Annotated in this window: 22 protein-coding genes; 11 read left to right on the forward strand and 11 right to left on the reverse strand. The window is 68.4% G+C overall.

The window, feature by feature from the left end:
• Positions 1-26 precede the first annotated feature (26 nt).
• The 8 genes from VHA82_RS02495 to VHA82_RS02530 form a co-directional block, all read right to left on the reverse strand.
• Positions 27-1,298, reverse strand: a complete 1,272-nt coding sequence (locus tag VHA82_RS02495; RefSeq protein WP_325539939.1) for a TRAP transporter large permease — start codon at positions 1,296-1,298, stop codon at positions 27-29.
• A complete protein-coding gene (locus VHA82_RS02500; RefSeq protein WP_325539941.1) occupies positions 1,295-1,756 on the reverse strand; it encodes a TRAP transporter small permease in 462 nt (153 codons plus the stop codon). The genes VHA82_RS02495 and VHA82_RS02500 overlap by 4 nt, the downstream gene beginning before the upstream one ends.
• 21 nt (positions 1,757-1,777) lie before the next feature.
• Entirely contained in the window at positions 1,778-2,746 is a 969-nt protein-coding gene (locus VHA82_RS02505; RefSeq protein ID WP_325539943.1) for a TRAP transporter substrate-binding protein, read from the reverse strand.
• 100 nt (positions 2,747-2,846) lie between these two features.
• Positions 2,847-4,316, reverse strand: coding sequence for a pyruvate carboxylase subunit B (locus tag VHA82_RS02510; RefSeq protein ID WP_325539945.1), 1,470 nt, complete (start codon positions 4,314-4,316; stop codon positions 2,847-2,849).
• Positions 4,309-4,812 (reverse strand): acetyl-CoA carboxylase biotin carboxyl carrier protein, encoded by a 504-nt coding sequence (accB, locus tag VHA82_RS02515; protein WP_325539947.1) that lies wholly within the window; start codon positions 4,810-4,812, stop codon positions 4,309-4,311. Before accB ends, VHA82_RS02510 begins: the two co-directional genes overlap by 8 nt.
• 137 nt (positions 4,813-4,949) lie before the next feature.
• A complete protein-coding gene (locus VHA82_RS02520) occupies positions 4,950-5,702 on the reverse strand; it encodes a TetR family transcriptional regulator (RefSeq protein ID WP_325539949.1) in 753 nt (250 codons plus the stop codon).
• 2 nt (positions 5,703-5,704) lie between these two features.
• Positions 5,705-7,789, reverse strand: coding sequence for an acetate--CoA ligase family protein (locus tag VHA82_RS02525; protein ID WP_325539951.1), 2,085 nt, complete (start codon positions 7,787-7,789; stop codon positions 5,705-5,707).
• A gap of 191 nt (positions 7,790-7,980) precedes the next feature.
• Positions 7,981-8,775 (reverse strand): enoyl-CoA hydratase/isomerase family protein, encoded by a 795-nt coding sequence (locus VHA82_RS02530; RefSeq protein WP_325539953.1) that lies wholly within the window; start codon positions 8,773-8,775, stop codon positions 7,981-7,983.
• A gap of 114 nt (positions 8,776-8,889) precedes the next feature.
• On the opposite strand from VHA82_RS02530, the gene otsB reads away from it, so the two are divergent.
• Genes otsB through otsA form a run of 3 tightly spaced genes read left to right on the forward strand, consistent with a single transcriptional unit; the run spans position 8,890 to position 12,852 of the window.
• On the forward strand, positions 8,890-9,636 hold the full coding sequence (gene otsB, locus VHA82_RS02535; protein ID WP_325539955.1) for a trehalose-phosphatase: 747 nt from the start codon (positions 8,890-8,892) through the stop codon (positions 9,634-9,636).
• Positions 9,633-11,432, forward strand: coding sequence for a glycoside hydrolase family 15 protein (locus VHA82_RS02540; protein WP_325539957.1), 1,800 nt, complete (start codon positions 9,633-9,635; stop codon positions 11,430-11,432). The genes otsB and VHA82_RS02540 overlap by 4 nt, the downstream gene beginning before the upstream one ends.
• Positions 11,433-11,445: 13 nt before the next feature.
• Positions 11,446-12,852, forward strand: coding sequence for an alpha,alpha-trehalose-phosphate synthase (UDP-forming) (gene otsA, locus VHA82_RS02545; protein ID WP_325539959.1), 1,407 nt, complete (start codon positions 11,446-11,448; stop codon positions 12,850-12,852).
• 11 nt (positions 12,853-12,863) lie between these two features.
• Here the strand turns inward: otsA and VHA82_RS02550 are convergent, their stop codons facing one another.
• On the reverse strand, positions 12,864-13,874 hold the full coding sequence (locus VHA82_RS02550; RefSeq protein WP_325539961.1) for a fumarylacetoacetate hydrolase family protein: 1,011 nt from the start codon (positions 13,872-13,874) through the stop codon (positions 12,864-12,866).
• 85 nt (positions 13,875-13,959) lie between these two features.
• Between VHA82_RS02550 and VHA82_RS02555 the strand changes: the two genes are divergently transcribed.
• From VHA82_RS02555 to VHA82_RS02575, 5 genes are all read left to right on the forward strand, one after another.
• Positions 13,960-14,739 carry an IclR family transcriptional regulator gene (locus tag VHA82_RS02555; RefSeq protein ID WP_325539963.1) on the forward strand — a complete coding sequence of 260 codons (780 nt, stop codon included), beginning with the start codon at positions 13,960-13,962 and terminating at the stop codon, positions 14,737-14,739.
• Positions 14,736-15,812 (forward strand): DUF3108 domain-containing protein, encoded by a 1,077-nt coding sequence (locus VHA82_RS02560; RefSeq protein ID WP_325539965.1) that lies wholly within the window; start codon positions 14,736-14,738, stop codon positions 15,810-15,812. The genes VHA82_RS02555 and VHA82_RS02560 overlap by 4 nt, the downstream gene beginning before the upstream one ends.
• Before the next feature lie 112 nt (positions 15,813-15,924).
• Positions 15,925-16,197, forward strand: coding sequence for a BTH_I0359 family protein (locus VHA82_RS02565; RefSeq protein WP_325539967.1), 273 nt, complete (start codon positions 15,925-15,927; stop codon positions 16,195-16,197).
• Positions 16,198-16,312: 115 nt separating this feature from the next.
• Positions 16,313-17,101 (forward strand): ChaN family lipoprotein, encoded by a 789-nt coding sequence (locus VHA82_RS02570; protein WP_325539969.1) that lies wholly within the window; start codon positions 16,313-16,315, stop codon positions 17,099-17,101.
• Positions 17,098-18,414 (forward strand): glycosyltransferase family protein, encoded by a 1,317-nt coding sequence (locus tag VHA82_RS02575; protein WP_325539971.1) that lies wholly within the window; start codon positions 17,098-17,100, stop codon positions 18,412-18,414. Before VHA82_RS02570 ends, VHA82_RS02575 begins: the two co-directional genes overlap by 4 nt.
• 32 nt (positions 18,415-18,446) lie before the next feature.
• Here the strand turns inward: VHA82_RS02575 and VHA82_RS02580 are convergent, their stop codons facing one another.
• A complete protein-coding gene (locus VHA82_RS02580) occupies positions 18,447-19,778 on the reverse strand; it encodes an aminotransferase class III-fold pyridoxal phosphate-dependent enzyme (RefSeq protein WP_325539973.1) in 1,332 nt (443 codons plus the stop codon).
• 121 nt (positions 19,779-19,899) lie between these two features.
• Here VHA82_RS02580 and purU point away from each other — a divergent pair, with 121 nt between their 5' ends.
• Both purU and VHA82_RS02590 read left to right on the forward strand, forming a co-directional pair.
• Complete coding sequence (gene purU, locus VHA82_RS02585) at positions 19,900-20,748, forward strand: formyltetrahydrofolate deformylase (protein ID WP_325539975.1); 849 nt, start codon at positions 19,900-19,902, stop codon at positions 20,746-20,748.
• 97 nt (positions 20,749-20,845) lie between these two features.
• Positions 20,846-21,469 (forward strand): glutathione S-transferase family protein, encoded by a 624-nt coding sequence (locus VHA82_RS02590; RefSeq protein WP_325539977.1) that lies wholly within the window; start codon positions 20,846-20,848, stop codon positions 21,467-21,469.
• Positions 21,470-21,503: 34 nt separating this feature from the next.
• Here the strand turns inward: VHA82_RS02590 and VHA82_RS02595 are convergent, their stop codons facing one another.
• The gene (locus tag VHA82_RS02595; protein WP_325539979.1) at positions 21,504-21,869 is read right to left on the reverse strand and encodes a hypothetical protein; all 366 of its coding nucleotides are present in this window, start codon (positions 21,867-21,869) and stop codon (positions 21,504-21,506) included.
• Positions 21,870-22,057: 188 nt separating this feature from the next.
• Here VHA82_RS02595 and VHA82_RS02600 point away from each other — a divergent pair.
• Positions 22,058-22,370, forward strand: a 313-nt coding sequence (locus VHA82_RS02600; protein ID WP_325539981.1) for a hypothetical protein, incomplete at its 3' end; no start/stop codon positions are given.

The raw sequence follows: 22,370 nt of genomic DNA on the forward strand, positions 1-22,370 counted from the left end.
GCCGCGGTTGGCCACCAGCACGCGCTTCACGTCTGCATCCCGAGCCAGCGCGGGACCAGGTTGGAGATGATCGGAAACGCCGCCACGATCGCCTGGCCCACCAGCAGCACGGCGAGAAACGGCATGAAGTCGCGCGTGATGCGCTCCACCGGCTCCTGCCCGACCTGCGCGGCGATGATGAGGCCGAGCCCGAACGGCGGCAGAAAGAGGCCGATGCCGATGGCCGCGATGATGACGATCTGGAAATGCAGCGACGTGATGCCGAGCGATTCCGCGGCGGGCCAGAGCACCGGCACGAGGATGAGCGCGGCGGGGAGCCCCTCGAGGATGGCGCCGAGCACGAGGAACGCGAGCGAGAAGAGCAGCATGAGCGGCACGGGCGAATGGAATGCGGCGAGGCACCACTCGCTGATCATCTGCGGCACCTGCTCGCGCGCGAGCACGTAGGTGAGGATGGTCGCGAAGCCGAACGTGAGGCACAGTGCCCCGGTGCTGGAAGCCGCTTCCAGCAGCAGCTCGGGGATGTCGCGCCACCGCAGCGTCCTGTAGACGAAGAGGGTCACGGCGAACGCGTACAGCACGGCCGCCACCGCGATTTCGGTGGCGGTCGCGATGCCCGTCACGATGCCCACCACGATGATGACGGGCAGCCCGAGCGCCCAGGCCGCCTCGCGCGCCGCGCGACCCAGGGGCGGTCCTTCGGCGACGCCCGCCGGTGCGCGCGCGGCCTGCCAGTAGACAAGCCCCATCGTCAGCACGGCGAACACCGCCGTGGGCAGCGCCGACGCGGCGAACACCGCGATCACCGAAGAATTGAGCAGCGCGGCGGTCACCACCATCAGAATGCACGGCGGGATCAGGATGCCGAACGCGGATGCGGCCGACACGATGGCCAGCGCGTAGGCTCGGCGGTAGCCGGCCCGCTCCATCGAGGGCACGACCATCGAGGACATCGCCGAGATGTCGGCCACCGTGGAGCCGGAGATGCCCGAGAAGAACATTTCGGCGAGCACGAGCGAATTGGGCAGGCCGCCGCGCAGCCGGCACAGGATCGCGCGGGCGAGGTCGATGAGCCGGCCCGAGATGCCGCCGCGCTCCATGACGTTGCCCGCGAGGATGAACATCGGGATCGCGACCAGCAGGAAGTTGTCGACGCCGATCACGACCCGGTGCACGATGAGCGACGCGCTGTAGGGACCGAGCAGCGCGAGCAGGAAGCTCGCGATGCCGAGCGAGAAGGCATACGGCACGCCCAGCACGAGCAGCGCCGGGAACAGCAGGAAGAGTGTCGCCGTCATGCGACGACACCTTCGCGCGCGCCGGCCGCGGGCGGCGAAACGAGCCGGCCCACGGCAAAGACGAACATGAGCACGCCCGACACCGCGGGCGCGACGTACACGATCGTCATCGGCAGCCCCGTCATCGTGAAGGTGCCGAGTTCCTGCCGTGCCACATAGAGCGTGCCATGCCAGGCAAGCACGAGCGCGAACGCGCACACGACGCCGCAGATCACACGCTCGGACCACCAGCGCGGCAGCCGCCGGCTCAGCATCTCGAGCGCGGTGAACTGCCCGCGGTGCACGGCGAGCGCCGCCCCGAGAAACGTGATCCACAGGAACAGGATTCGCGACACCTCCAGCGAGAACGTGAGCGGCGAGCCGAAGAAGCGCCACACGATCTGCGCCGTGATCACGAGGATCAGTGCCGTCATGAGCGCGATGAGAACGGCCGAGACGACCCAGGCGAGTTGGCGCATGTCTTGGCGAACGGCAGTCCGTCAGGCGGCGCGGCTCAGGCGTTCCAGCAGGGCCTGCGGCACTTGCGAGGCGAACATGGGCCACACCGAGCGGCCCGCGGTGCGCCACTGCTCGTATTCCGCGGGCGTTGCCGTGTGGATCTTCACGCCGCCCTTCACGGCCTCTTCCTTCCAGTGCGCCACTTCGTCCTGGCTCAGGCGAAGCGCCTCCGCCTCGGCCTCGCGCCCGGCCTGCATCAGCGCCTGCTGCACCTTGGGCGGGAAGGACTTGAAACGCTTCACGTCGGCCACGATCATCTGCACGCTCAGCAGCGCTCGCACTTCGGTCACGTGCTTGGCCACTTCGAAGATGCGTCCGATGCCGTTCCAGCCGTAGGGGATGTGCACGCCGTCCACCACGCCTTGCGACAGCGCGCTGTACGTTTCGGCCCAGGCCACGGGCGTGGGCGCCGCGCCGAAGGCCTTCGTCACCGCCACGTCGACCGGGCTGTCGACCGTGCGCAGCTTCAGGCCGTGCAGGTCCGCCGGCGTCGCGACCGGCCGCTTGGAATTCGTGATGACGCGAAAGCCGCCGTTCTCGATGAAGGCGATGACCTTGATGCCCTCGCCCTCGAGATTGCGCACGATGTCCTGCGCGAACGAATCCTCCTGCAGGAACTTGATCATCTGCGCCGGGCTGCCGAAGACGTAGGGCAGATTCAGGAAGAACATCTGCTTCGTGAAGGCGCCGATGTTGCCTTCGGAGATCGTGGCGAGGTCGATTTCGCCGCTGCGCATGGCCTGCACCGCGGTTCCCTCCGAGTAGAGCGTGCCGCCCAGGAAGGACTTGATCTTCAGCTCGGCGCCGGCGAGTTCCGTGGCGCGCTTCGTGAAGAAGTCGAGCGCCTTTCCCGTGGCGATCTTCGGCGGCGCCGAGCTCGCGAACGTCAGCTCGCCCCCCTTCGCCTGGGCCCAGGCGGGAACGTGGGGAAGAGCGGCGGCTCCGATCATCCCCACAGCCGCGGCACGCCGCGTCAAACCGGTGTGATGCTGATGCATATCTACCTCGTGTGGTTGCGTGGGACCCGTACGGCTCGCGGTCTGCCTTGCTCTAGATCCGCTCGTGGGTCAATTGCAGGCGGTCTCCCTGTCGATTGCCGATCTCGGCATGCGCCACGTCGCGGCGGCTTGCCAGTTCGCGTATGAGAAACATGAGGGGGTTGCCCGCCCGCTCGTGCGCGCAGGCGCTTTCCTGGGCCTGCCGCATGGGCGCGAGCACGGCTTCGCTGTAGAAGGCGGCCAGGAGCAGGTCGTCGTCGTTCTCGAACGGACCGCGCTTCGACCTCACCGCGTCGAGCGCGGCAGGCAGACAGGCTCCGGGCCGCTCGGTCACGACTTTGCGCCCGTCGAGCGCGCGCGAAAGGAATTCAGGGTCCATCGGCCCCGCCGGGCGGCCGTATTCGCCCGCGGCGTATTTGCGAATCTCGTCTGGAATGGTGCGGTAGCGCTCGCCCTGCACGACGTTCAGCGTCGCCTGCGTCACCATGAACTGCGCGAAGGGGCTCACGACCACGGGGTAGCCGAGGTCGGCGCGCACCCGCGCCATCTCCTCCAGGATCGCCTCGAACTTGTCCTCGATGCCCGAGGTCTTCAGCTGCAGCAGCAGGTTGCTGATCATCCCGCCGGGCACCTGATGGCGATAGAGCGCGGGATCGTATTCGACGGGCTGGCCGAGCGGCTTGTCGTGCGCCTTCGCGAGCGCCGTGAAGTACGACGCCATGTCCCGCATCACGTCCGCGTCGATGGCGGTGCGGTACGCATGCGCGGGCCCGTTGCGCACCACGAACTCGGTGGCCGGCAGCGACGCGCCGTTCGCAAGCGGCTGGCTCGCGCAGTGCACGATGCTCACGCCGTGCTCGATCGCGCGCAGATAGCACTGCGGCGCGAGGCCCGATCGGCAATGCGAATGAAGCTGCAGCGGCACGCGGCCGCCGATCGCCGCGACGAGCGCGGGAATGAGCGTGTCCGCGCGTTCCGGCGTGAGCAGGCCCGTCGCATCCTTCAGCAGGATCTCGTCCGCGCCGAGCGCCACGAGCTGCGCGGCACGCTCGGCGAAATACGCATCCGTGTGCACCGGGCTCAGCGTGTACGCGAGCGCGAGCGTGAGGTGCAGGCCGCACTGCTTCGCGACGGCGGCGCTCAGTTCGACGTTGCGCAGGTCGTTGAGCGGATCGAACGTCGTGAGCCGGTCGATGCCGGTGGCGGCGATGCGGCGGATCGCGAGATCCACCACGTCGTCGGCGAAGAGCTCGAAGGTGAAGAGGCTCTGCCCGCGCAGCCAGCAGTTGAGGGACGACCTGGGCATCGCCCGGCGCAAGGCGCGCAGCCGCGTCCAGGGGTTTTCGCGCAGGAAACGCACCTGCACGTCGAAAAGCGCGCCGCTGCCGACGTCGATCGCGTGGAAGCCCGCCTCGTCCATGCGCGCAGCGATGGGCAGGATCATGCCCGTCGTCATGCGCGTGCCCCAGAGCGACTGGTGCGCGTCGCGCGTGGTGACGTCGACGATGCCGACTTCACGCATTCGCGGCTCCCTCGGGCTCGATCACGACCAGCACCTGGCCGTATTCGACCATCTGCGCATCGGCCGCGCGGACTTCGCGCACGGTGCCCGCGACGCCCGCGTTCACCGTATTCATGAGCTTCATCACTTCCACGATGCCGATCGGCGTGTCGGGCCGCACGCGCTGGCCGACTTCCACGAAAGGCGCAGCGCCCGGCGCGGGCGCGCGATAAAACGTGCCCACCATCGGCGCGTTGACGGCCACCAGGCCTGCGTCCACCGCAGCGCCGCGCGGGTGGGGTTCGGGCTCGCTTCGTGCAGGGACGGGCATGGACGGCGCCGCAAGCGGGACGAGCTGCGGCGAGGAGGCCTGCGCCGCCCCGGCCGTCGCCGCAACGCCGGGCGCGCCCTTCACGACGTGCAGCCGCAGTTCGCCGACTTCGAGCCGCAGCTCGCCGATGCCGAACGAATCGACGATCCGCAGGATTTCGATCACGTCGGCCTGGCTCAGCTGCATCGCTTGTCTCCTGATGCGTGACCGGGACGCTGGCATGCCGGGCAAGGCACGCGCGCCTCAAATTAATGAGGTCAAATTAGAAGAGTGCGGGAAGCCGATGTCAAGAGGGCAGATGCTAGCGGCTCGTCGACCGCGCATTACACGAGCTCGCCCGCGGGCTGCGAGGCGCCGCGGCGCACCGCGGCCGGCAACCGCGCGAGACGCGCCAGCCGCTCGGGCGGCGCGGCAGGCGCCATGAGCGCGCCGACGATCATTTCCACGAGGTCCACGATGAATTCGGCCGAAGCCAGCCGCGCCACGCCCGTGCGGCGCCCCGCCATGCGCAGCTTCTCGCGCTCGCCGATCGTGAAGAGGACGAGGTTCGTGACGACCGCGAGCCGATGCCGCACGACTTCGGGCTGCAAGTCGATGCACACCTGCTGCACGAGCTCGGCGATGCGCCTCACCGCACTGTCGTGCTTGCCGCGCATCATCTCGAAGACGCTCTGGTCCGCGTTGAACGTGACCTGCGCGACGAAACGCAGGTAGGTGCTGCCGCCTTCGGTGAAGAGGTGTTCCGCGAACGGCAGGACCATCGCCTCGGCGATCTGGTGCAGCGCGTTCGCCGGGTCGTTCACGTCGACGTTCGCGATGAGCTCCGAGCGGCGGCGGTTCAGCTCCTCCATGCGCCGCTCGAGAATCGCCTCGATCACCTGCATCTTCGTGCCGAAGTGGTACTGCATCACCGAAGCGTTCAGCTGGTTGGCTTCGCGCGCGATGCTGTTGAGCGAGACGACGTCGATGCCCTTTTCCGCGAAGAGCCGTTCGGCCACGTCGAGCAGCCGCGTGCGGACCGCGTCGCCACGCGCGTTGCGCGGCGTTTCGGACTTCGTCGGATCGGATTTCGGCATCGTCAGTCCCTCACCATGAGCCAATCGACGGCGACGATAGCATCGTCGGCCGCGAACACCGGGTTCAGATCCAGCTCGGCGATGTCCGGGTGCGCGAGCGCGATGCACGACAACGCGCAGAGCGCTTGGGCCACCGCGCGGGCATCCACCGGCGGCTTGCCGCGAGCGCCGCGCAGGAGCGGCTGCGCGCGGATGCGCCCGATCATCGCGAGCGCGCCTTCCTCATCGAGCGGCGGCACCGCGAACACGACGTCCTTCAGCACCTCGATGAAGATGCCGCCCAGGCCCACCATCACGATGGGGCCGAAGGCGGGGTCCCGCTTCAGGCCGAGCACGAGTTCGGTGCCGGGACGCGCCATCGCCTGCACCACGACGCCTTCGATGCGCGCCGCCGGATCGAAAGCTTGCGCATTGCGCATCACGTCGGCAAAGGCGGCGCGCACTTCAGCAGCATCGGCGAGGGACAGGCGAACGCCTCCGGCTTCCGTCTTGTGCGGCAGGTCGGACGATTCGATCTTCACGGCCACCGGAAACCCGAGATCGCCCGCGACCCGCGCGGCCTCTTCCGCGGTGCGCGCGAGGCGTGTCGGTGCGATCTTCAGGCCGGCACGTGCGAGGAGCTCTCCCGCTTCAACCGTTGCGACGTTTCGTCTTTCCGTGTTCGCGCGAGCGGGCGCTGTAGGCGCGACGGGAAAGGGCTGCCGGCGCTTCGCCATTCGCACCGTGCGGCCGAAGGCGACGAGCCCCGCGGCGGCCTGGATGCAGCCTTGCGTCCGGTCGGTGACGCACACGCCCGCGTCGCGCAGACGTTGCAGGGCCGGCGCAGGAGGATTCAGCCAGCAGAGCACGAAGGGCTTCGCTGCGGTGGCCTTGAACGCGACGAGCAGATCGACGAATTCGTCCGCCTGCCGATGCAGCGATTGCACCCACATCACCGCCACCGCGACCTGATCGTCGCCGAGCACAATGGCGAGGCTGCGCGTGAGCATGCTCACGTCTTCGAGCACCTGGCCCGTCACGTCCACCGGATTGCCGAGCGAGGCGAAGCCGCGCAGCACCTTGCCGAGCGCGGCCTGCGTCGCTTCGCGCAGCACGGGCACCTGCAAGCCGGCGTCCTCGGCGAAGTCGGCCATCATCGCGCCCGCGCCGCCGGAGATCGTGATGAGGCCCAGGCCGTCGCCTTCGGCCGCCGGGCAGCACGTGAGCGCGGCCGCGAGGTCGAGCGCCTGCGTCTCGTCCTGCGCCCGCAGCACGCCGAACTGACGCACGATGCTGTCGAACACCGCATCGTCGCCCGCGAGCGAGCCGGTATGCGACACCGCCGCGCGGCGCCCCGCGGGCTGGCGGCCCACCTTCACGACGATGAGCGGTTTGCCCATGCGTGCCGCCTTGTCGGCGACGCGCGCGAAGGCGAGGCCGTCCTTCAGTCCTTCGAGATAGGCCACGACGACCGAAATGCGCGTGTCGTCCAGCACTTCATCCAGCACGTCGGCCACCGTCAGGTCCGCCTGGTTGCCGGTGCTCACGAAGTAGCCGAGCCCGATGCCGCGCTCGCGCGCCGATGTCGCCACCGCCGTGCCGAACGCGCCGGACTGGCTCACGAAGGCGACCGGGCCGGCCGCGATCGGCTGGTCGGCGTACTGGCTGAACGTGAGCGGCATGCGTTCGAACGCGTTCGTGAGGCCCAGCGTGTTCGGGCCGCACACGCGCACGCCGCGTGCGCGCGCGACGCGCATCAGGTCCTCTTCGAGCCGGGCGCCTTCGGCGCCGGCCTCGGCGAAACCCGCGGACCAGACGATGATGAACCGCACGCCTTTCGCCGCGAGCGCCTCGACCGCCTGCACGGCGCGCGATGCGCCAACGCCCACGACACCGAGATCGGGGACTTCGGGCAGCGATTCGACGTCGGGAAAGCATTTCAGGCCCGCGATCTCCGGGTACGAGGGGTTCACGGGAAGGATGCGCCCGGCGTATCCGTCGCGAAGCAGGTTCGCGATCGGCCGGCCGTTCAGCTTGCGCAAGTCGCCGGAGGCGCCCACGATCGCGATCGACCTGGGAGAAAGCAGCGGTGCCAGCGGACCTTTCATCGCGCGGATTCCTTCGTGTACGACGACGCGATTGTATGCGCGGCGGCCTCTAATTCATGAGACATCATTAATCTACCGTTCGCCGCGGCCGATCCGCTTCCACGCCACGCCGAACCGTGCAGCGCCATGTTTGCGACCGCCGGCCGCTTGTCGTATGGGCGCGCTGAGCCCGCCGCCCGCGAGTCGGACGATCAGAATTTCGGCGTGCGCCGCTCGCGCAGCGACGCCACGCCTTCGAGCACGTCCGGACCGCCGAATCCCATGAACTCCAGCGCGAGCGACGTGTCGAACGCCGGGCCCGCCTGGCGCAGCCAGTTGTTGAGGGAATACTTGGTCCAGCGAATCGCCGACTGCGAACCGGTCGCGAGTCTGTCCGCGATCTCATACGAGCGGGCGAGCAGCTGGTCTTCATCGACCGCGAGCGAGACGAGCCCGATGCGCTCCGCCTCCTCGCCGCTCACCGGCTCGCACAGCATCAGGTAGTACTTGGCCTTGGCCATGCCGCAAAGAAGCGGCCACACGATCGCGGCGTGGTCGCCGGCGGCCACGCCCAGGCGCGTATGGCCGTCGACGATCTTCGCGCCCCGCGCCGCGACGGAGATGTCGGCCAGCAGCCCCGCGACCAGTCCCGCGCCGACGGCGGGGCCGTGGATCGCGCTCACGATCGGCTTGTCGCAGTTGATCACGTTGTAGACGAGGTCGCGCGCTTCCTTCCACACGCGGCTGCGCGCTTCGAAGTCGCGCGCCATGTCCTGCACGAGCGACAGGTCCCCGCCGCCGGAAAACCCCTGCCCTTCGCCGCGCAGCACGGCGCAGCGCACGCTCTCGTCGGCGCTCACGTCGCGCCAGATCTCGGTGAGCTCGCGGTGTCCCGCGTGACCCGCCGTGGGCAGCTTGCCGTTCAGGGCACGCATGCGGATGTCAAGGACGCTTTGTTCGGGTCCGCGGCGTTCGATCGCAAGAGTCTGATAACGCGAATAATCCATGGTCTGGCAGGTATCGTACGACCGGTGCCCGGCCGGGCTGTAGGTTTGATCCTACGCCTACTCGTGAAGCGGCCATCTGGCCTCGAGAGCGCATATTTGGTACCTTCAGCGCGCATGACGCTTGCGGAGATCCTCGCCCCCACGTGCGCGCTGTTCCTCGACTTCGACGGAACGGTCGTGGACATCGCCCCTCAACCCGAAGCCGTGCGCGTGCCCGCCCCGCTGCTCGACACGCTCGCCATGCTGCGGGACTACCTGGGCGGCGCGGTCGCCGTCATCTCGGGGCGCCCCATCGAGCAGATCGACGCGCTTCTGGAGCCGCTCAAGCTGCCGCTTGCCGGCGTGCACGGCGCCGAGCGCCGCGGGGCCGGCGGCGAGGTGACGCTCCTTTCCACGCATCCGCTGGAACTCGTGGAACAGGCCGCTGTCGCGCTCGCGCGCGAGCATCCGGGCCTTCTCATCGAGACGAAGCGCGGCTCGCTCGCGCTGCACTACCGCCAGGCGCCCGCGCTGGAAGCGCTCTGCGTCGCCACCATGCAGGCCGCGGTCGAACAGTCTCCCGGCCTTACGCTCCTGCGCGGCAAGATGGTCGTCGAAGCGAAGCCCGGCGGCGCGAGCAAGGGCCGCGCGATCGAAGCCTTCATGAAGGAGCCTCCGTTCGCGGGGCGCGTGCCGCTTTTCATCGGCGACGACGTCACCGATGAAGTCGGCTTCTCCACGGTGCAGCGCCTGGGCGGCCTGGGCATCAAGGTCGGCGACGGCCACACGGTTGCCTGGCGGCGGCTGCGCGACCCGGCCCAACTGCGCGACGAGCTTCGCGCGGCGCTCGCCGCCAGAACCATCTCGGGGGCGTCGACATGAACGAGAACAAGTCCCTGGTGCCCAGCCTGAATCTCGGGATGATCGGCAACTGCGCGTACAGCGCGCTCATCGACCAGCGCGCGAGTGTCGTGTGGTGCTGCCTGCCGCGATTCGACGGCGACCCCGTCTTCAACGCCCTCATCGATCCGAGCGACAACGCGAGCGTGTGGGCTTTCGAGCTCGAGGATTTCGCGCGCAGCGAACAGCAGTACGAGCCCAACACCGCCGTCTTGCACACGCGTCTTTACGACCGCCGCGGCCAGGGCATCGAGATCACCGACCTCGCGCCGCGCTTCTGGAGCCGCGGACGCATGTTCCGCCCGCTCACGCTCGTGCGGCGCGTGAGGGTGCTGCAGGGGTCGCCGCGCATGCGGGTGCTGCTGCGCCCGCGCTTCGACTGGGGCCGCGCGCGCCCGGCCGTCACGCAGGGCAGCACGCACATCCGCTACGTCGGGCCGGGCACGACGCTGCGGGTGAATTGCGATGCACCGATCTCGTACGTGCTGTCGGAGACGTTCTTCGTGGTGGACCGGCCCATGAACTTCATCATGGGCCCGGACGAGACGCTCGCTACCGGCATCGAGGACACCGCGCGGCTGTTCGAGCAGGAGACGGTGAGCTACTGGCGCGGCTGGTCGCGCGCGCTCGCGGTGCCGCTCGAATGGCAGGACGCCGTGATCCGCGCGGCGGTCACGCTCAAGCTGTCGCTTTTCGAGGACACGGGCGCCATCGTCGCTGCGATGACGACATCGATTCCCGAGGCGCCCAACAGCGGCCGCAACTGGGACTACCGCTTCTGCTGGCTGCGCGACGCGTTCTTCGTCGTGCGCGCGCTCAACTCGATCTCCGAAGTCGCGACGATGGAGGAGTACCTGCGCTGGCTCATGAACATCGTGATCCGCTCGGGCGGCGGGCACGTGCAGCCGCTCTACGGCATCGGGCAGGAGGAGAAGCTGCCCGAGTTCATTCTGGAGCATCTGCCCGGCTATCGCGGCATGGGCCCGGTGCGCGTGGGCAACCAGGCGCAGGAACACTTCCAGCACGACGTCTACGGCAACATCGTGCTCGGCGCGGGCCAGGCGTTTCACGACCACCGGCTCTTTCGCCGTGCCACGCGCGCCGAGTTCTCGCACCTCGAAGCGATGGGCGAGCAGGCTTTTCGCGTCTACGACCAGCCCGATGCGGGCATGTGGGAGCTGCGCACGCGCGCGCGCATCCACACGTCGTCGGCGCTCATGTCGTGGGCCGCGTGCGACCGGCTCGCCAAGGTGGCGGCCACGCTCGGCCTGCCGGAGCGCATCCGCTACTGGCGCGAGCGCGCCGATGCGATTCGCGCGCGCATCCTCGCCGAATCGTGGAACGAGCGGCGCGGCGCCTTCGCCGAAAGCTTCGGAGGGCAGGACCTCGATGCGAGCGCGCTTCTCATGGCCGAAGTGAACATGATCGATCCGAACGACGCGCGCTTCGTCTCCACGGTGGATGCGCTCGAGCGGTCGCTCTGCGACGGGCCGTACATGCGCCGCTACGAGGCGCCCGACGACTTCGGCAAACCCGAAACCGCGTTCAACATCTGCACGTTCTGGCGCATCGACGCGCTCGCGCGCATCGGCCGGAAGAGCCAGGCGCGCGAGATCTTCGAGGTGATGCTCAAGAGCCGCAACCACGTCGGCCTGCTCTCGGAAGACACGCACCCGGTCACGGGCGAGATGTGGGGCAACTTCCCGCAGACGTACTCGATGGTGGGCACGATCAACGCCGCCGTACGCCTCTCCGCGCCCTGGGACACGGTCATCTGAGGAAGGACTCGGATTGGGCCGCCTCGTCGTCGTCTCCAACCGCGTCGCGGACCCGCGCAAGACCTCTGCCGGCGGCCTCGCCGTCGCCCTGTCGCAGGCGCTGCAGAAGACGGGCGGCCTCTGGTTCGGCTGGAGCGGCCGCATCGAGGAGGGCGCGCCCGGCGAGGGCGAGCTGCATCAGCAGCAGGCGGGCCCCGTGAAGCTCGTGACGGTGGACCTGTGCCGGCAGGACCATGACGAGTACTACCTCGGCTACTCCAACGGCGTGCTGTGGCCCGTCTTCCACTACCGGCTGGACCTCGCGGACTTCGAGGCGAACAGCATCGGCGGCTACCGGCGCGTGAACCAGCTCTTCGCGCGCAAGCTGGTACCGTATCTGTTGCCCGACGACGTGATCTGGGTGCACGACTATCACCTCATTCCGCTCGCGGGCGAATTGCGCGCGCTCGGCTGCCGGCAGCACATCGGCTTCTTCCTGCACATTCCGCTGCCGCCGCCGCAGATCCTCGCCGCGATCCCGGGGCACGACTGGCTGCTGCGCGGCCTCTTCTCGTACGACCTGCTCGGCTTTCAGAGCCAGACCGACTGCGACCACTTCGGCCGATACGTCGAAGTCGAAGCACACGCGCAGCAGGTGGAAAAGGGCCGGTGGCGCGCTTTCGGACGCACGGTGCAGGCGGGCGCGTTTCCGATCGGCATCGACGTCGAGGAGTTCGAATCGCTCGCCCGCGCGCCCGAAGCGACGGACATGTACCACCGCATGAAGAACGAGTATTCGCGCCGCAAGCTGCTCGTGGGCGTGGACCGGCTCGACTATTCGAAGGGCCTGCCGCACCGGCTGCGCGCATTTCGCGAACTGCTCACGAAATACCCCGAGACCCGCGACAGCGCGACGCTGATCCAGATCGCCTCGCCCAGCCGCGAGGACGTGAGCGCGTACAGCGACATCCTGCACGAGCTGGAAAGCCTCTGCGGTGCGATCAACGGCAACTTCGGCGAGCTCGACTGGATGCCGGTGCGCTACATCCATCGCACCGTGGCACGGGCGCGCCTGCCCGGCCTCTATCGCGCGAGCCGCGTGGCGCTGGTCACGCCGCTGCGCGACGGCATGAACCTCGTCGCGAAGGAATTCATCGTCGCGCAGGACCGGGAGGATCCGGGCGTGCTGGTGCTTTCACGGTTCGCGGGCGCGGCCGAGCAGCTGAAGGAAGCGCTGCTCGTGAATCCGTTCGACATGGAAGGCACCGCCGCGACGATCCAGGTCGCGTTGCAGATGCCGCTCGAGGAGCGGCGCCAGCGCCACCAGGAGCTCATGCGCACGATCCGACAGTACGACGTGCAGTGGTGGTGCGACGCGTTTCTTCAGGCGCTCGCGAAGACGCAAGCGCAGGAGACGGGCACGCCCTGGCTGCGCCTCTGAGGAGTCGGGGCCTACTTGCCCTGGCGCGCGACGCGCTGCTCGATCGCCCCGAACACGCTCAGTCCGTCGCGGCCCTTCGCCTCGATGCGGATCGTGTCGCCGAACTTCATATAGTCGGTGGACGGCTTGCCGTCCAGGATCGTCTCGATCGCGCGCTTCTCCGCGATGCACGAGTAGCCCTTCACCCACTCCTTCTTGCCGTCCTTCTCGATCGCGCGGTTGCTCACCGTGCCGCTGCCGACGATCGAGCCGGCGCGCACGTTGCGCGTCTTGCAGATGTGCGCGATCAGCTGGCCGAAGTGAAACGTCATCTCCTGCCCCGCATCGCACATGCCGACCGTGCGGCCGTTCCATTGCGACTGCACTGTGAGATTCAGCTTGCCCTGCTGCCAGGCGTCGCCCGCTTCGTCCAGCGTGACGGCCACCGGGCTGAACGCGGTCGCGGGCTTGCTCTGGAAGAAGCCGAAGCCCTTGGCGAGTTCGTCGGGGATCAGGTGGCGCAGGCTCCAGTCGTTGGCGAGCATCAGGAGCCGGATGCCGTCGAGCGACTGTTCCGGCGTGGACCCCATCGGGACGTCGCCCGTGACGACGGCGACTTCGGCTTCGAAGTCGATGCCCCAGTCCTCGCTCGCGAAGGGCGCGTCGTCGCGCGCGCCCAGGAAATCGTCGCTGCCGCCCTGGTACATGAGCGGCTCGGTGTAGTAGTTCTCCGGCACCTTCGAATTGCGCGCGAGGCGAACGAGCTCCACGTGGTTGATGTAGGCCGAGCCGTCGGCCCACTGGTACGCACGCGGCAGCGGCGCCATGCATTGCGCGGGATCGAACGGGAACGCGTGGCGCGGCTTGCCGCCGTTCACCGTGTCGTAGAGATCCTGCAGCTGAGGCGCGAGAAAGTTCCAGTCGTCCAGCACCTGCTGCAGCTTCGCCGCGATGCCGGTCGCATAATGGGCCGTCGAGAGATCGCGCGAGACCACCACCAGTTGCCCGTCGCGCGAGCCATCCTTGTACGTCGCCAGCTTCATCGTTTGCCCCCAGGCCCGAACTTGCGCTAGAGTCCCACGGACTCATTACGCATTGTGAAATGAATTTACCTAATCGTAATTGTAGATGAAGGAGCGGGCGGGCATCCAGTCGGTGGAAGTGGGCTTCGCGCTGCTGCGCGCCCTCGGCGATGCGGCGGGGCCGGTCATGCTGCGCGACCTTGCGAAGGCCGCGGGCATGAGCGCCGCCAAGGCGCATCGCTACCTCGTGAGCTTCCAGCGGCTGCGGCTCGTGGTGCAGGACGCGGCGAGCACGCGCTACGACCTCGGGCCCGCGGCGCTGCAGCTCGGGCTCGCGTCGCTCGCGCGGCTCGATGCGGTGAAGCTCGCGCGCGAGCGCGCGGCAGCGCTCATGGAGGAGATCGGCCACACGATCGCGCTTGCGGTGTGGGGCAATCACGGCCCGACCATCGTGCACTGGGAAGAGTCCGCGAGCGCGGTGACGGTGAATCTGCGCCTGGGCGACGTGATGCCTCTTCTCACGTCGGCGACCGGGCGCTGCTTTGCCGCGTATGCGCCGCAGGAGGCGATCGCGCCGATGCTGAAGGAGGAGATGGCGCGCGCGCTGAAGCAGCAGCGCAGCGACGTGCCGCGCACGATGGCGCAGGTGCGCGCGTTGCTCGAGGACGTGCGCAAGCGCGGCATGGCGCGCGTGGTGGACACGCTGCTGCCGGGGATCGTCGGGTTTTGCGCACCGGTGTTCGATTCGGACGGGCACGTGGCGCTCGGCATCGTCGCGCTCGGGCCGACGGGCACCTTCGATCCCGAATGGGGCGGCGCGGTGGACCGGCCGCTGAAGGCGTGCGCCGCGCAACTCTCGCGCGACCTGGGGCATCGAGCCGAATGAAGCATCCGCACGCCAACCCGACCGCCAACCCGCCCGCGCGGCAACTGCTCGCGCTCGTGGCCGGCGTGTCGGCGGTGCACGTGGTTCTGCTCATGATGGGCTCCGTGCCTGCCGTGACACCGGCGCAGGCCACCTCGAGCTTCATGACGCGCGAGATCGCTGCGATGGCACCGCCTGCGCTTTCGCGCGCGGCCGCTCGCCCAACCGCCGCCGCGCCGTCTCCTTCGCGGCACCCGACACCCGCGACACCCGCGACACCCGCGACACCGCACGACACGCGCGCGGCCTCGCCCGCGCTGGCGCAGCCACCTGTCGCAGCCGAAACGCCGCCCCCAACGCTGCGGCAGATCGAACTGATCTCCACCAGTGCCTCCCCGCCTTCCCACCGCGCACCGTCGCCCGCGGCGGTGCGCGACGCCGTGCCATCGCATCCCGTGGCGCTGCTGCCGACCTCGCGCCTGCACTACGAGGTCGAGGCCACCTATCACGGGCTGGCGCTCGCGGGCCGCGCCGAGCTGCAATGGCGCCACGACTCGAGCGCCTACGAAGCGCGGCTCGAAGTGGGCGCGCCGATGCTGCCCACGCGCGTGCAGACCAGCTCGGGCCGCGTGAGCCCCGAAGGGCTCGAGCCCGAGCGCTTCACCGAAAGACTGCGCAGCGAACGGGCCACGCACTTCGAGCGCGACAAGGGCAAGATCACCTTCAGCAGCAACCGGCCCGACGCGGAACTCCTCGCGGGCACGCAGGACCGCCTGAGTGTCGTGCTGCAGCTCGCGGCCATGGTGGGCGGCGCGCCGTCGCGCCATCCGCGTGGCACCTCCATCGCAATCCCCACGGCGGGAACGGGGGAATGCGACACGTGGATCTTCACGGTCGAAGGTGACGAGGCGCTCGAGCTGCCCGGCGGGGCGGTGCGCGCCGTCAAGCTGCAGCGCGTGCCCCGCAAGGAGTACGACGTGAAGGTGGAGCTGTGGCTCGCTCCCAGGCTGGACTACGCCCCCGTACGGGTCCGTCTGACAAACCCCAATGGGGATTCGGTGGACCAGCGCTGGTCCTCAACCGACAAAGGCTGAGCCCGCCGCCCGCCTAACCTGTAGTCAAGGCAAAGGCAGTAACGCCCTGCTTCCGCCCGTCGGCCTTGAAACGGGGGTGAGCGTTGCCAACTACAAGGACAAGGATACGACCATGCAAATGCTCTATGACTCCGATTCGTTCGTCGTCGTGCACCTGCAGGCGAACGAACCCGCCGACGGAGAGCCGTCACCGCGCATCGCGCGGCACGGCTTCGAGATCGTCGACAAGCGCTCCAACAAGGAGGTCTACCTCGATGGCACCTGGGCCGAAGCCTTCCAGCGGCAGATCAACGCCTGGCAGCTGAACACGCCGACGCAGGAGGAAGTCGAGGCCACGCTCGACGGGTACGCGGAACTCGCGCAGAACCCGCTCGTGATCCATTGAGGCCCCGCCCTGCGCCGCGCCGGCGCGGGGCGTTTCGCCACGGGCTCACAAGGCGCGACTCGTCTGCGAGCTCTCCCCCAAAAGAAAAACGAAGCCCAGGGCGTAGGATCGCCCCATGCGCGGTCCCATGCGCCATCACGTACTGTTCGCGGTTGCGGCCCTTCTGGTCGCGGCGCTTTTCGTCGCGGGGTGCGCGGCATCCGCCGGCGCGCTCGGTGAAGATGCCGCTGAAGGCGCTCGCGAAGACGTGATCGTGCCCGCGCTCCTCGTGGGCGAGCAGCACGACGCACCCGAACACCAGCGGCTCCATCGCGACCTGGTCGACGTGCTCGCGGCGCGCGGCGAGCTCGCGGCCGTCGTGCTCGAGATGGCCGGGCACGGACGCTCCACCGCGGGCCTTGCGGCCGAGGCGAGCGAAGAAAGCGTGAGGCAGGCGCTTGGCTGGTCGCGCGAGGCCGGCTGGTCATGGGAGCTCTATGGCCCGGCCGTGATGGCCGCCGTGCGCGCGGGGGTGCCCGTCGTCGGCGGCAACATCGGCGCGACGGAAATGCGCGCCGCGCGTGCCGACGAGGCGCTCGACTCGCTCGTTCCCCCCGCCGCATTGCGCAGTCTGCGGGAAAGCATCCGTAGCGGACACTGCGACATGCTGCCCGCGGCGCAACTCGCGCCGATGGCGCGCATCCAGATCGCGCGCGACCGTGCCATGGCCGAGGCGGTGACCGCGGCGCTTCGGCCCGGCAAGACCGTCGTGCTGATCGCGGGCTCGGGCCACGTCGATCCGCTGATGGGTGTGCCGCTGCATCTGCCGGTGCGGCTTCGCGCCCGGTCTGTGCAACTGCCGCCGGTGGACACGAGCACCGACTATTGCGCGCAGCTGCGCGAGCGCCCGCGAAGCGCCGGATGACGATGAGCGCGAACGAGAAAGAGCGCGATGTCGTGAACGTCGCGGAAATCAACCCCTACGCGCCGGCCCCCTGTACCTTCACCGAAGCGGCGCTCTCCCTGCGCGATTCGATCCGCGCGGCGGGGTATGGCTCGAGCGTCCATGTGAACCGCACCGACGTGCAACAGCGCTGCATCGTGCTCGGCGCGCTGCCGCCGCATCTGCCCGCGGTGGAGCAGCTCGACCGCCGCCGCGCGGTCGTCTTCAATCTGAAGCCGCTCGCGGGTGAGCCCAACGCGGCCGGCAGCCCCTACGTTTCCTGGCTGCGCCAGTGGCTCGTGGCCGATTACCACGCGGTCAATCTCGAATGGCTGCGCAACGAAAGCGCAGGCGCGCAGCGCGCGCTCGAACTGCCCATCGTGCCCGGCCGCTCGATCGCGTTTCGCCCCGATCTGCCGTACGAGCCGAGCGTCGACGTGCTCTTCTACGGTTCGCCGAGCGCGCGCCGAACCGCCCTGCTCGAGCGGTTGCGGCAAGCCGGCATGACCGTCGAGGAAGTCACCGGCGTTTTCGCGCATGAACTCGCGCCGGCCATCAAGCGCGCGCGCCTCGTACTGCACGTGCACTACGACGAGACGGCGCTCTTTCCGCTCGCGCGCGTGCTGCAGCCCGTCGCGCAGGGCGTTCCCATCGCTTGCGAAGCGTCCGTGTTCTCACCGCTTGCGGACTGGTCTCGCTCGGGCATCGTGTTCGCGCCGTACGACGAGCTGGTGGAAGCGTGCCGCACGCTGCTGCGGTCGCGCGACGAGCGCGACGCGCGCGCGAAGGCCAACAGCGACTTCGCGGCGGGCATCGACTTCGCGACGCCCCTGGAGCGCATGCTGCGGATGCTGGACGACATGAAGCCCGTGGCCACACGCGCGCCCATCGCGTCGCCGGCGTCCGCAGCTGTGCCCTCGCCCGCCGCGCCGGCCGCCCCCACCGCGCCCGCCGCCCCCGCGTGGATCGCGCCCGTCGCGAGCTTCACGCCGTCCGCGCTGGATGGCAGGTCGCGCATCGTGCTGGAAGGAGAGGAGGCGCAGGAGGGCGGGAAGGCGGACGTGTCCTCCGCGGCGGAGGAAGCGCAGGCCCAGCCGCTTTCGAACGAAGAGATCGAAGCCATTCTCGCGAGGGAGGGGCACGAGCTGCCGCCGGAGTCGCACGTGACTCCGCCTGCCGTGCGCATGGTCGAACGCCAGCCGGGGCAGGGCCGCTTCGGCGCGTGGATCGTGTGGTTGCTGATCGTCTTCAGCGCGTACACGATCTGGCAGGGCCTGGCGCCGCTGCTCAAGTAGTGATGGCGGGGGCCCTTCGGTCGCCCCACCGATCACGCAAACCGCTTCACCGAATCCGCGAGCGTGTTCACGAGCTGGTCGATGTGCTGCTTCTCCACGATGTAGGGCGGCGCGATGACGATCACGTCGCCCGCCGGCCGCACCAGCGCGCCCCGCTTGAAGCAATCGAGGTAGATGTCGAACGCGCGCTTGCCGGGCGACCCCGCGATGGGCGCAAGCTCCACCGCCGCCGCGAGCCCGAGACTGCGGATGCCGATCACGTTCGGCAGGCCCTTGAACGTCGCGTGGAACGCGTCGCCCAGCACCTTGCCCATCTCGCCCGCGCGCTGGAAGAGGCCTTCGCTCTTGTAGACGCCAAGCGTCGCGACCGCCGCCGCGCAGGCGACCGGATGGCCCGAATACGTGTAGCCGTGGAAGAACTCGATGACGTGCTCGGGCGCCTCGGTCTTCATCATCGCGTCGTAGAGCTTGTCGCGGCAGATCACGCCGCCGAGCGGGATCACGCCGTTGGTCACGCACTTCGCGAAATTGAGCATGTCGGGCACGACGCCGTAGAAGTCCGCGCCGAAGTTCGTGCCGAGCCGTCCGAAGCCCGTGATGACCTCGTCGAAGATGAGAAGGATGCCGTGCTTGTCGCAGATCTCGCGCAGGCGCTTCAGGTAGCCCTTGGGCGGCAGGTACCAGCCGGCCGAACCCGCGACCGGCTCGACGATGATCGCGGCCACGTTGCTCGGGTCGTGCAGCGGCAGGATGCGCTCTTCGAGCTCGAGGAGCGGGTCTTCGTCCCACACCGGCTCCGTGTTGTGGATGAACGCGTGCTTCGCATCGTGGATGAAGCGCATGTGGTCCACGCGCGGCAGCAGCGCGCCGCCGTACACCTTGCGGTTGGAGGCGATGCCGCCCACGCTCATGCCGCCGAAGCCCACGCCGTGGTAGCCGCGTTCGCGGCCGATGAAGACGTTGCGGTGGCCCTCGCCGCGCGCGCGGTGATACGCGAGCGCGACCTTCAGCGACGTGTCGGCCGCCTCCGAGCCCGAGTTGCAGAACAGCACGCGGTTCAGGTCGCCGGGCGCCATCTCGGCGATCTTCTGCGCCGCGAGGAAGGCCTGGTCGTTGCTTGCCTGGAAGGCCGTCGCGTAGTCGAGCGTGTCGAGCTGCTTCTTGATGGCCTCGTTGATCGGCTTCCTGTTGTGCCCCGCGCCCACGCACCAGAGGCTCGAAATGCCGTCGATCACCTCTCGCCCGTCGTGGGTGGTGAAGGTCATGCCGTCGGCGGCGGTGAAGATGCGCGGCTCCTTGCGGAACTGGCGGTTCGGGGTGAAGGGCAACCAGTGGTTGTCCATCGCGAAGTCGTTGTAGGCCATGCGGGTCTCCTGGGACTGCTTGCGATCGGGCGAGAGGCGAACGGTGAGGCGAACGGTGAGGCGAGCGGCCATTTTGGCACCGTGCGCGGGGACATGCACCCGTGGGACAATCTCCCCCGGCATGAAGCGCACCTACGTCCTCACCCTCGCCTGCCCCGACAAGCCGGGCATCGTCCACGCCGTCTCCGGCTTCCTCTACGAGCGCGGCGGCAACATCGAGGAGGCGGCTCAGTACAACGACCCGGCCACCGGCCTCTTTTTCATGCGGGTGCAGTTCGGCTGCGACCAGCACACCTTCGACGACCTGAAGACGCAGCTCAGGTTCTTCGCCGATCCGTTTCGGATGCAGTGGCAGCTCAACTCCACCGATCAGCCGATGCGCACCGTGATCTTCGTGAGCAAGGAAGGCCACTGCCTGAACGACCTCCTCTTTCGCGTGAAAAGCGGGCTTCTCGGGCTGGACATTCGCGCGATCATTTCCAATCACCGCGAGTTCTATCAGCTTGCGGCGAGCTACAACGTGCCGTTCCATCACATCCCCGTCACGCCCGCGACCAAGGCGCAGGCCGAGGCGAAGCAGCTCGAGATCGTCGAGGGCGAAGGCGCCGAGCTCGTCGTGCTTGCGCGCTACATGCAAATCCTCTCCGACGACATGTGCCGCAGGCTCGCAGGCCGCGCGATCAACATCCACCACAGCTTTTTGCCGAGCTTCAAGGGCGCGAAGCCGTACTTCCAGGCGCACGACCGCGGCGTGAAGCTGATCGGCGCGACGGCGCACTACGTGACGGCGGACCTCGACGAGGGGCCGATCATCGAGCAGGGCGTGGAACGCGTGGACCACACCTTCCGGGTGGAAGACCTCGCCGCGACCGGCCGCGACACCGAGAGCCTGGTGCTCGCGCGCGCCGTGAAGTGGCATAGCGAGCATCGCGTGCTGCTCGACGGGCACAAGACGGTGATCTTCCGCTGAGCGTTCGAAGGCGATCTGCCGCGAGCGCTGGTAAGCGATCTTCCTGAGGCCGCGCGGAAGGAGTAGCGTTGCGTCTCATCCGCAAGGAGAAAGACGCATGGCGATCGAACTCTATTCCTTCCCGCGCAGCTCCGGCACGCGAGTTTCCTGGGCGCTCGAGGAGCTCGCGCTTCCCTACAGGTTCATCGAGATCGACCTGAAGAAAAAGGAGCAGCTCTCGCCCGCCTACCTCGCGATCGATCCGCACGGCAAAGTGCCCGCACTCGTGGACGGCGAACAGCGCTTCTTCGAATCGATCGCGATCCTGCTGCACCTCGCGCACAGGTACGCGGTGGACAAGGGCATGTGGCCGGCACCGGGCAGTGCGCTGCGGGCCGATGCGATTTCGTGGCTCGTCTGGTCGGGCACGGAGCTGTCGCCGCACATGATGCAGTACGTGTACCACGGCCTCGATTCGCCTTTCTCGTACAAGCCCGAGGACCGCAGCGGTGCCTGCGCGGAATACAACCGCGGCCAGTTCGAGCGCATGCTGCGCACGCTGGAGGAGCGGTTTTCGGATCGCGAGTGGCTGGTGGGCAGCGGCTTCACGCTGGCCGATCTCGCGTGCGCGGGAGCGCTGGGCTTCGGCATGCTGTGCGGGATCGGCCTGGGAGACTATCCGAAGACCGCGGCGTGGGTGAAGCGGTGCGGCGATCGGCCCGCGCGGGCGCGGGCACGCTGAGCGTCGCTCGCCCGCTGCGTGGGCTCGGGCGGCCTCAAGCCGAAGTCGCGCCCTGCTCCACGACGGGGTCGGCGTCATCCATGCGGGCGACCCGGCGGCCGAAAGGCTTCACGAGCTGCTCGACGTTGTGGGCGAGCTCTTCGACGAACTGGACCGATGCCTGCCCGCGAGGGGCCGCCGAGATTCGGAGGCAGAACGGCAGGTCTTCCTGGCCGGGTTCGTCGCACGCGAGCACCTCGAACTCCACGTCTGCGTCTGTGCCGACATAGCAGCGGCTGCCGTGCGGGCCGCTGGCGCGTTGCGCAAAACTCGAAACTCCGAGCTTTTCGAACATGGCCGAGGCGAACTCGTCGAGGCTTTCTCCCTCGAGCGCTGAAAGCAGGAGATTCACGCGTGTCACGAGGCGGTTCCCTTCACGATGTTCGCCGGCACATGGGCGACAAAGAATAGCACCAAAGTGTCCTGTACATTTCTCACGAAATAAATCTTCCGCGTTGCCGCGCGAATCGCAGCGCGTGGGGATGAGGTGTTTGTGGGGGGAGCGATCTTTTTGCTCTTCCAGGACCTTTTTTTGGGGAGGAGCGCTTCATGGTCGCTGTCGTCGCGGGCAACAGTCTTGGGTTGACACTTACTTCGCTTGCCACGCTGGCAGAGCAAGGAACCGCGGGCTCGGCCGGCACCGGCCGAAGCGGCGAGCAGGTGTACGTGAACGCGAGCAACGGCAACCTGGTGGTGCAGGACCGCGATGAGAAGCTTGCCTCGCGCGGGGTCGATCTGGTGGCGCTGCGCACGTACAACAGCGAAGGCAAGATCGTGGGCGGCCACGCCGATGCGTGGGCGCTGGGATCGATGCGCGAGCGCATCGTGCCGCCGGCGAGCTGGGGCAGCGGCTTGCTGGTGC

Source organism: Ramlibacter sp., from assembly GCF_035548915.1.
Lineage (GTDB): Bacteria > Pseudomonadota > Gammaproteobacteria > Burkholderiales > Burkholderiaceae_C > Ramlibacter.

Excerpts from the sequence above, each read along its gene's own strand:
- VHA82_RS02495 (WP_325539939.1), bottom strand. The coding sequence starts at position 1,298 with ATGACGGCGACACTCTTCCTGCTGTTCCCGGCGCTGCTCGTGCTGGGC.
- VHA82_RS02500 (WP_325539941.1), bottom strand. The coding sequence starts at position 1,756 with ATGCGCCAACTCGCCTGGGTCGTCTCGGCCGTTCTCATCGCGCTCATG.
- VHA82_RS02505 (WP_325539943.1), bottom strand. The coding sequence starts at position 2,746 with ATGATCGGAGCCGCCGCTCTTCCCCACGTTCCCGCCTGGGCCCAGGCG.
- VHA82_RS02510 (WP_325539945.1), bottom strand. The coding sequence starts at position 4,316 with ATGCGTGAAGTCGGCATCGTCGACGTCACCACGCGCGACGCGCACCAG.
- accB (WP_325539947.1), bottom strand. The coding sequence starts at position 4,812 with ATGCAGCTGAGCCAGGCCGACGTGATCGAAATCCTGCGGATCGTCGAT.
- VHA82_RS02520 (WP_325539949.1), bottom strand. The coding sequence starts at position 5,702 with ATGCCGAAATCCGATCCGACGAAGTCCGAAACGCCGCGCAACGCGCGT.
- VHA82_RS02525 (WP_325539951.1), bottom strand. The coding sequence starts at position 7,789 with ATGAAAGGTCCGCTGGCACCGCTGCTTTCTCCCAGGTCGATCGCGATC.
- VHA82_RS02530 (WP_325539953.1), bottom strand. The coding sequence starts at position 8,775 with ATGGATTATTCGCGTTATCAGACTCTTGCGATCGAACGCCGCGGACCC.
- otsB (WP_325539955.1), top strand. The coding sequence starts at position 8,890 with ATGACGCTTGCGGAGATCCTCGCCCCCACGTGCGCGCTGTTCCTCGAC.
- VHA82_RS02540 (WP_325539957.1), top strand. The coding sequence starts at position 9,633 with ATGAACGAGAACAAGTCCCTGGTGCCCAGCCTGAATCTCGGGATGATC.
- VHA82_RS02550 (WP_325539961.1), bottom strand. The coding sequence starts at position 13,874 with ATGAAGCTGGCGACGTACAAGGATGGCTCGCGCGACGGGCAACTGGTG.
- VHA82_RS02555 (WP_325539963.1), top strand. The coding sequence starts at position 13,960 with ATGAAGGAGCGGGCGGGCATCCAGTCGGTGGAAGTGGGCTTCGCGCTG.
- VHA82_RS02560 (WP_325539965.1), top strand. The coding sequence starts at position 14,736 with ATGAAGCATCCGCACGCCAACCCGACCGCCAACCCGCCCGCGCGGCAA.
- VHA82_RS02565 (WP_325539967.1), top strand. The coding sequence starts at position 15,925 with ATGCAAATGCTCTATGACTCCGATTCGTTCGTCGTCGTGCACCTGCAG.
- VHA82_RS02570 (WP_325539969.1), top strand. The coding sequence starts at position 16,313 with ATGCGCGGTCCCATGCGCCATCACGTACTGTTCGCGGTTGCGGCCCTT.
- VHA82_RS02575 (WP_325539971.1), top strand. The coding sequence starts at position 17,098 with ATGACGATGAGCGCGAACGAGAAAGAGCGCGATGTCGTGAACGTCGCG.
- VHA82_RS02580 (WP_325539973.1), bottom strand. The coding sequence starts at position 19,778 with ATGGCCTACAACGACTTCGCGATGGACAACCACTGGTTGCCCTTCACC.
- purU (WP_325539975.1), top strand. The coding sequence starts at position 19,900 with ATGAAGCGCACCTACGTCCTCACCCTCGCCTGCCCCGACAAGCCGGGC.
- VHA82_RS02590 (WP_325539977.1), top strand. The coding sequence starts at position 20,846 with ATGGCGATCGAACTCTATTCCTTCCCGCGCAGCTCCGGCACGCGAGTT.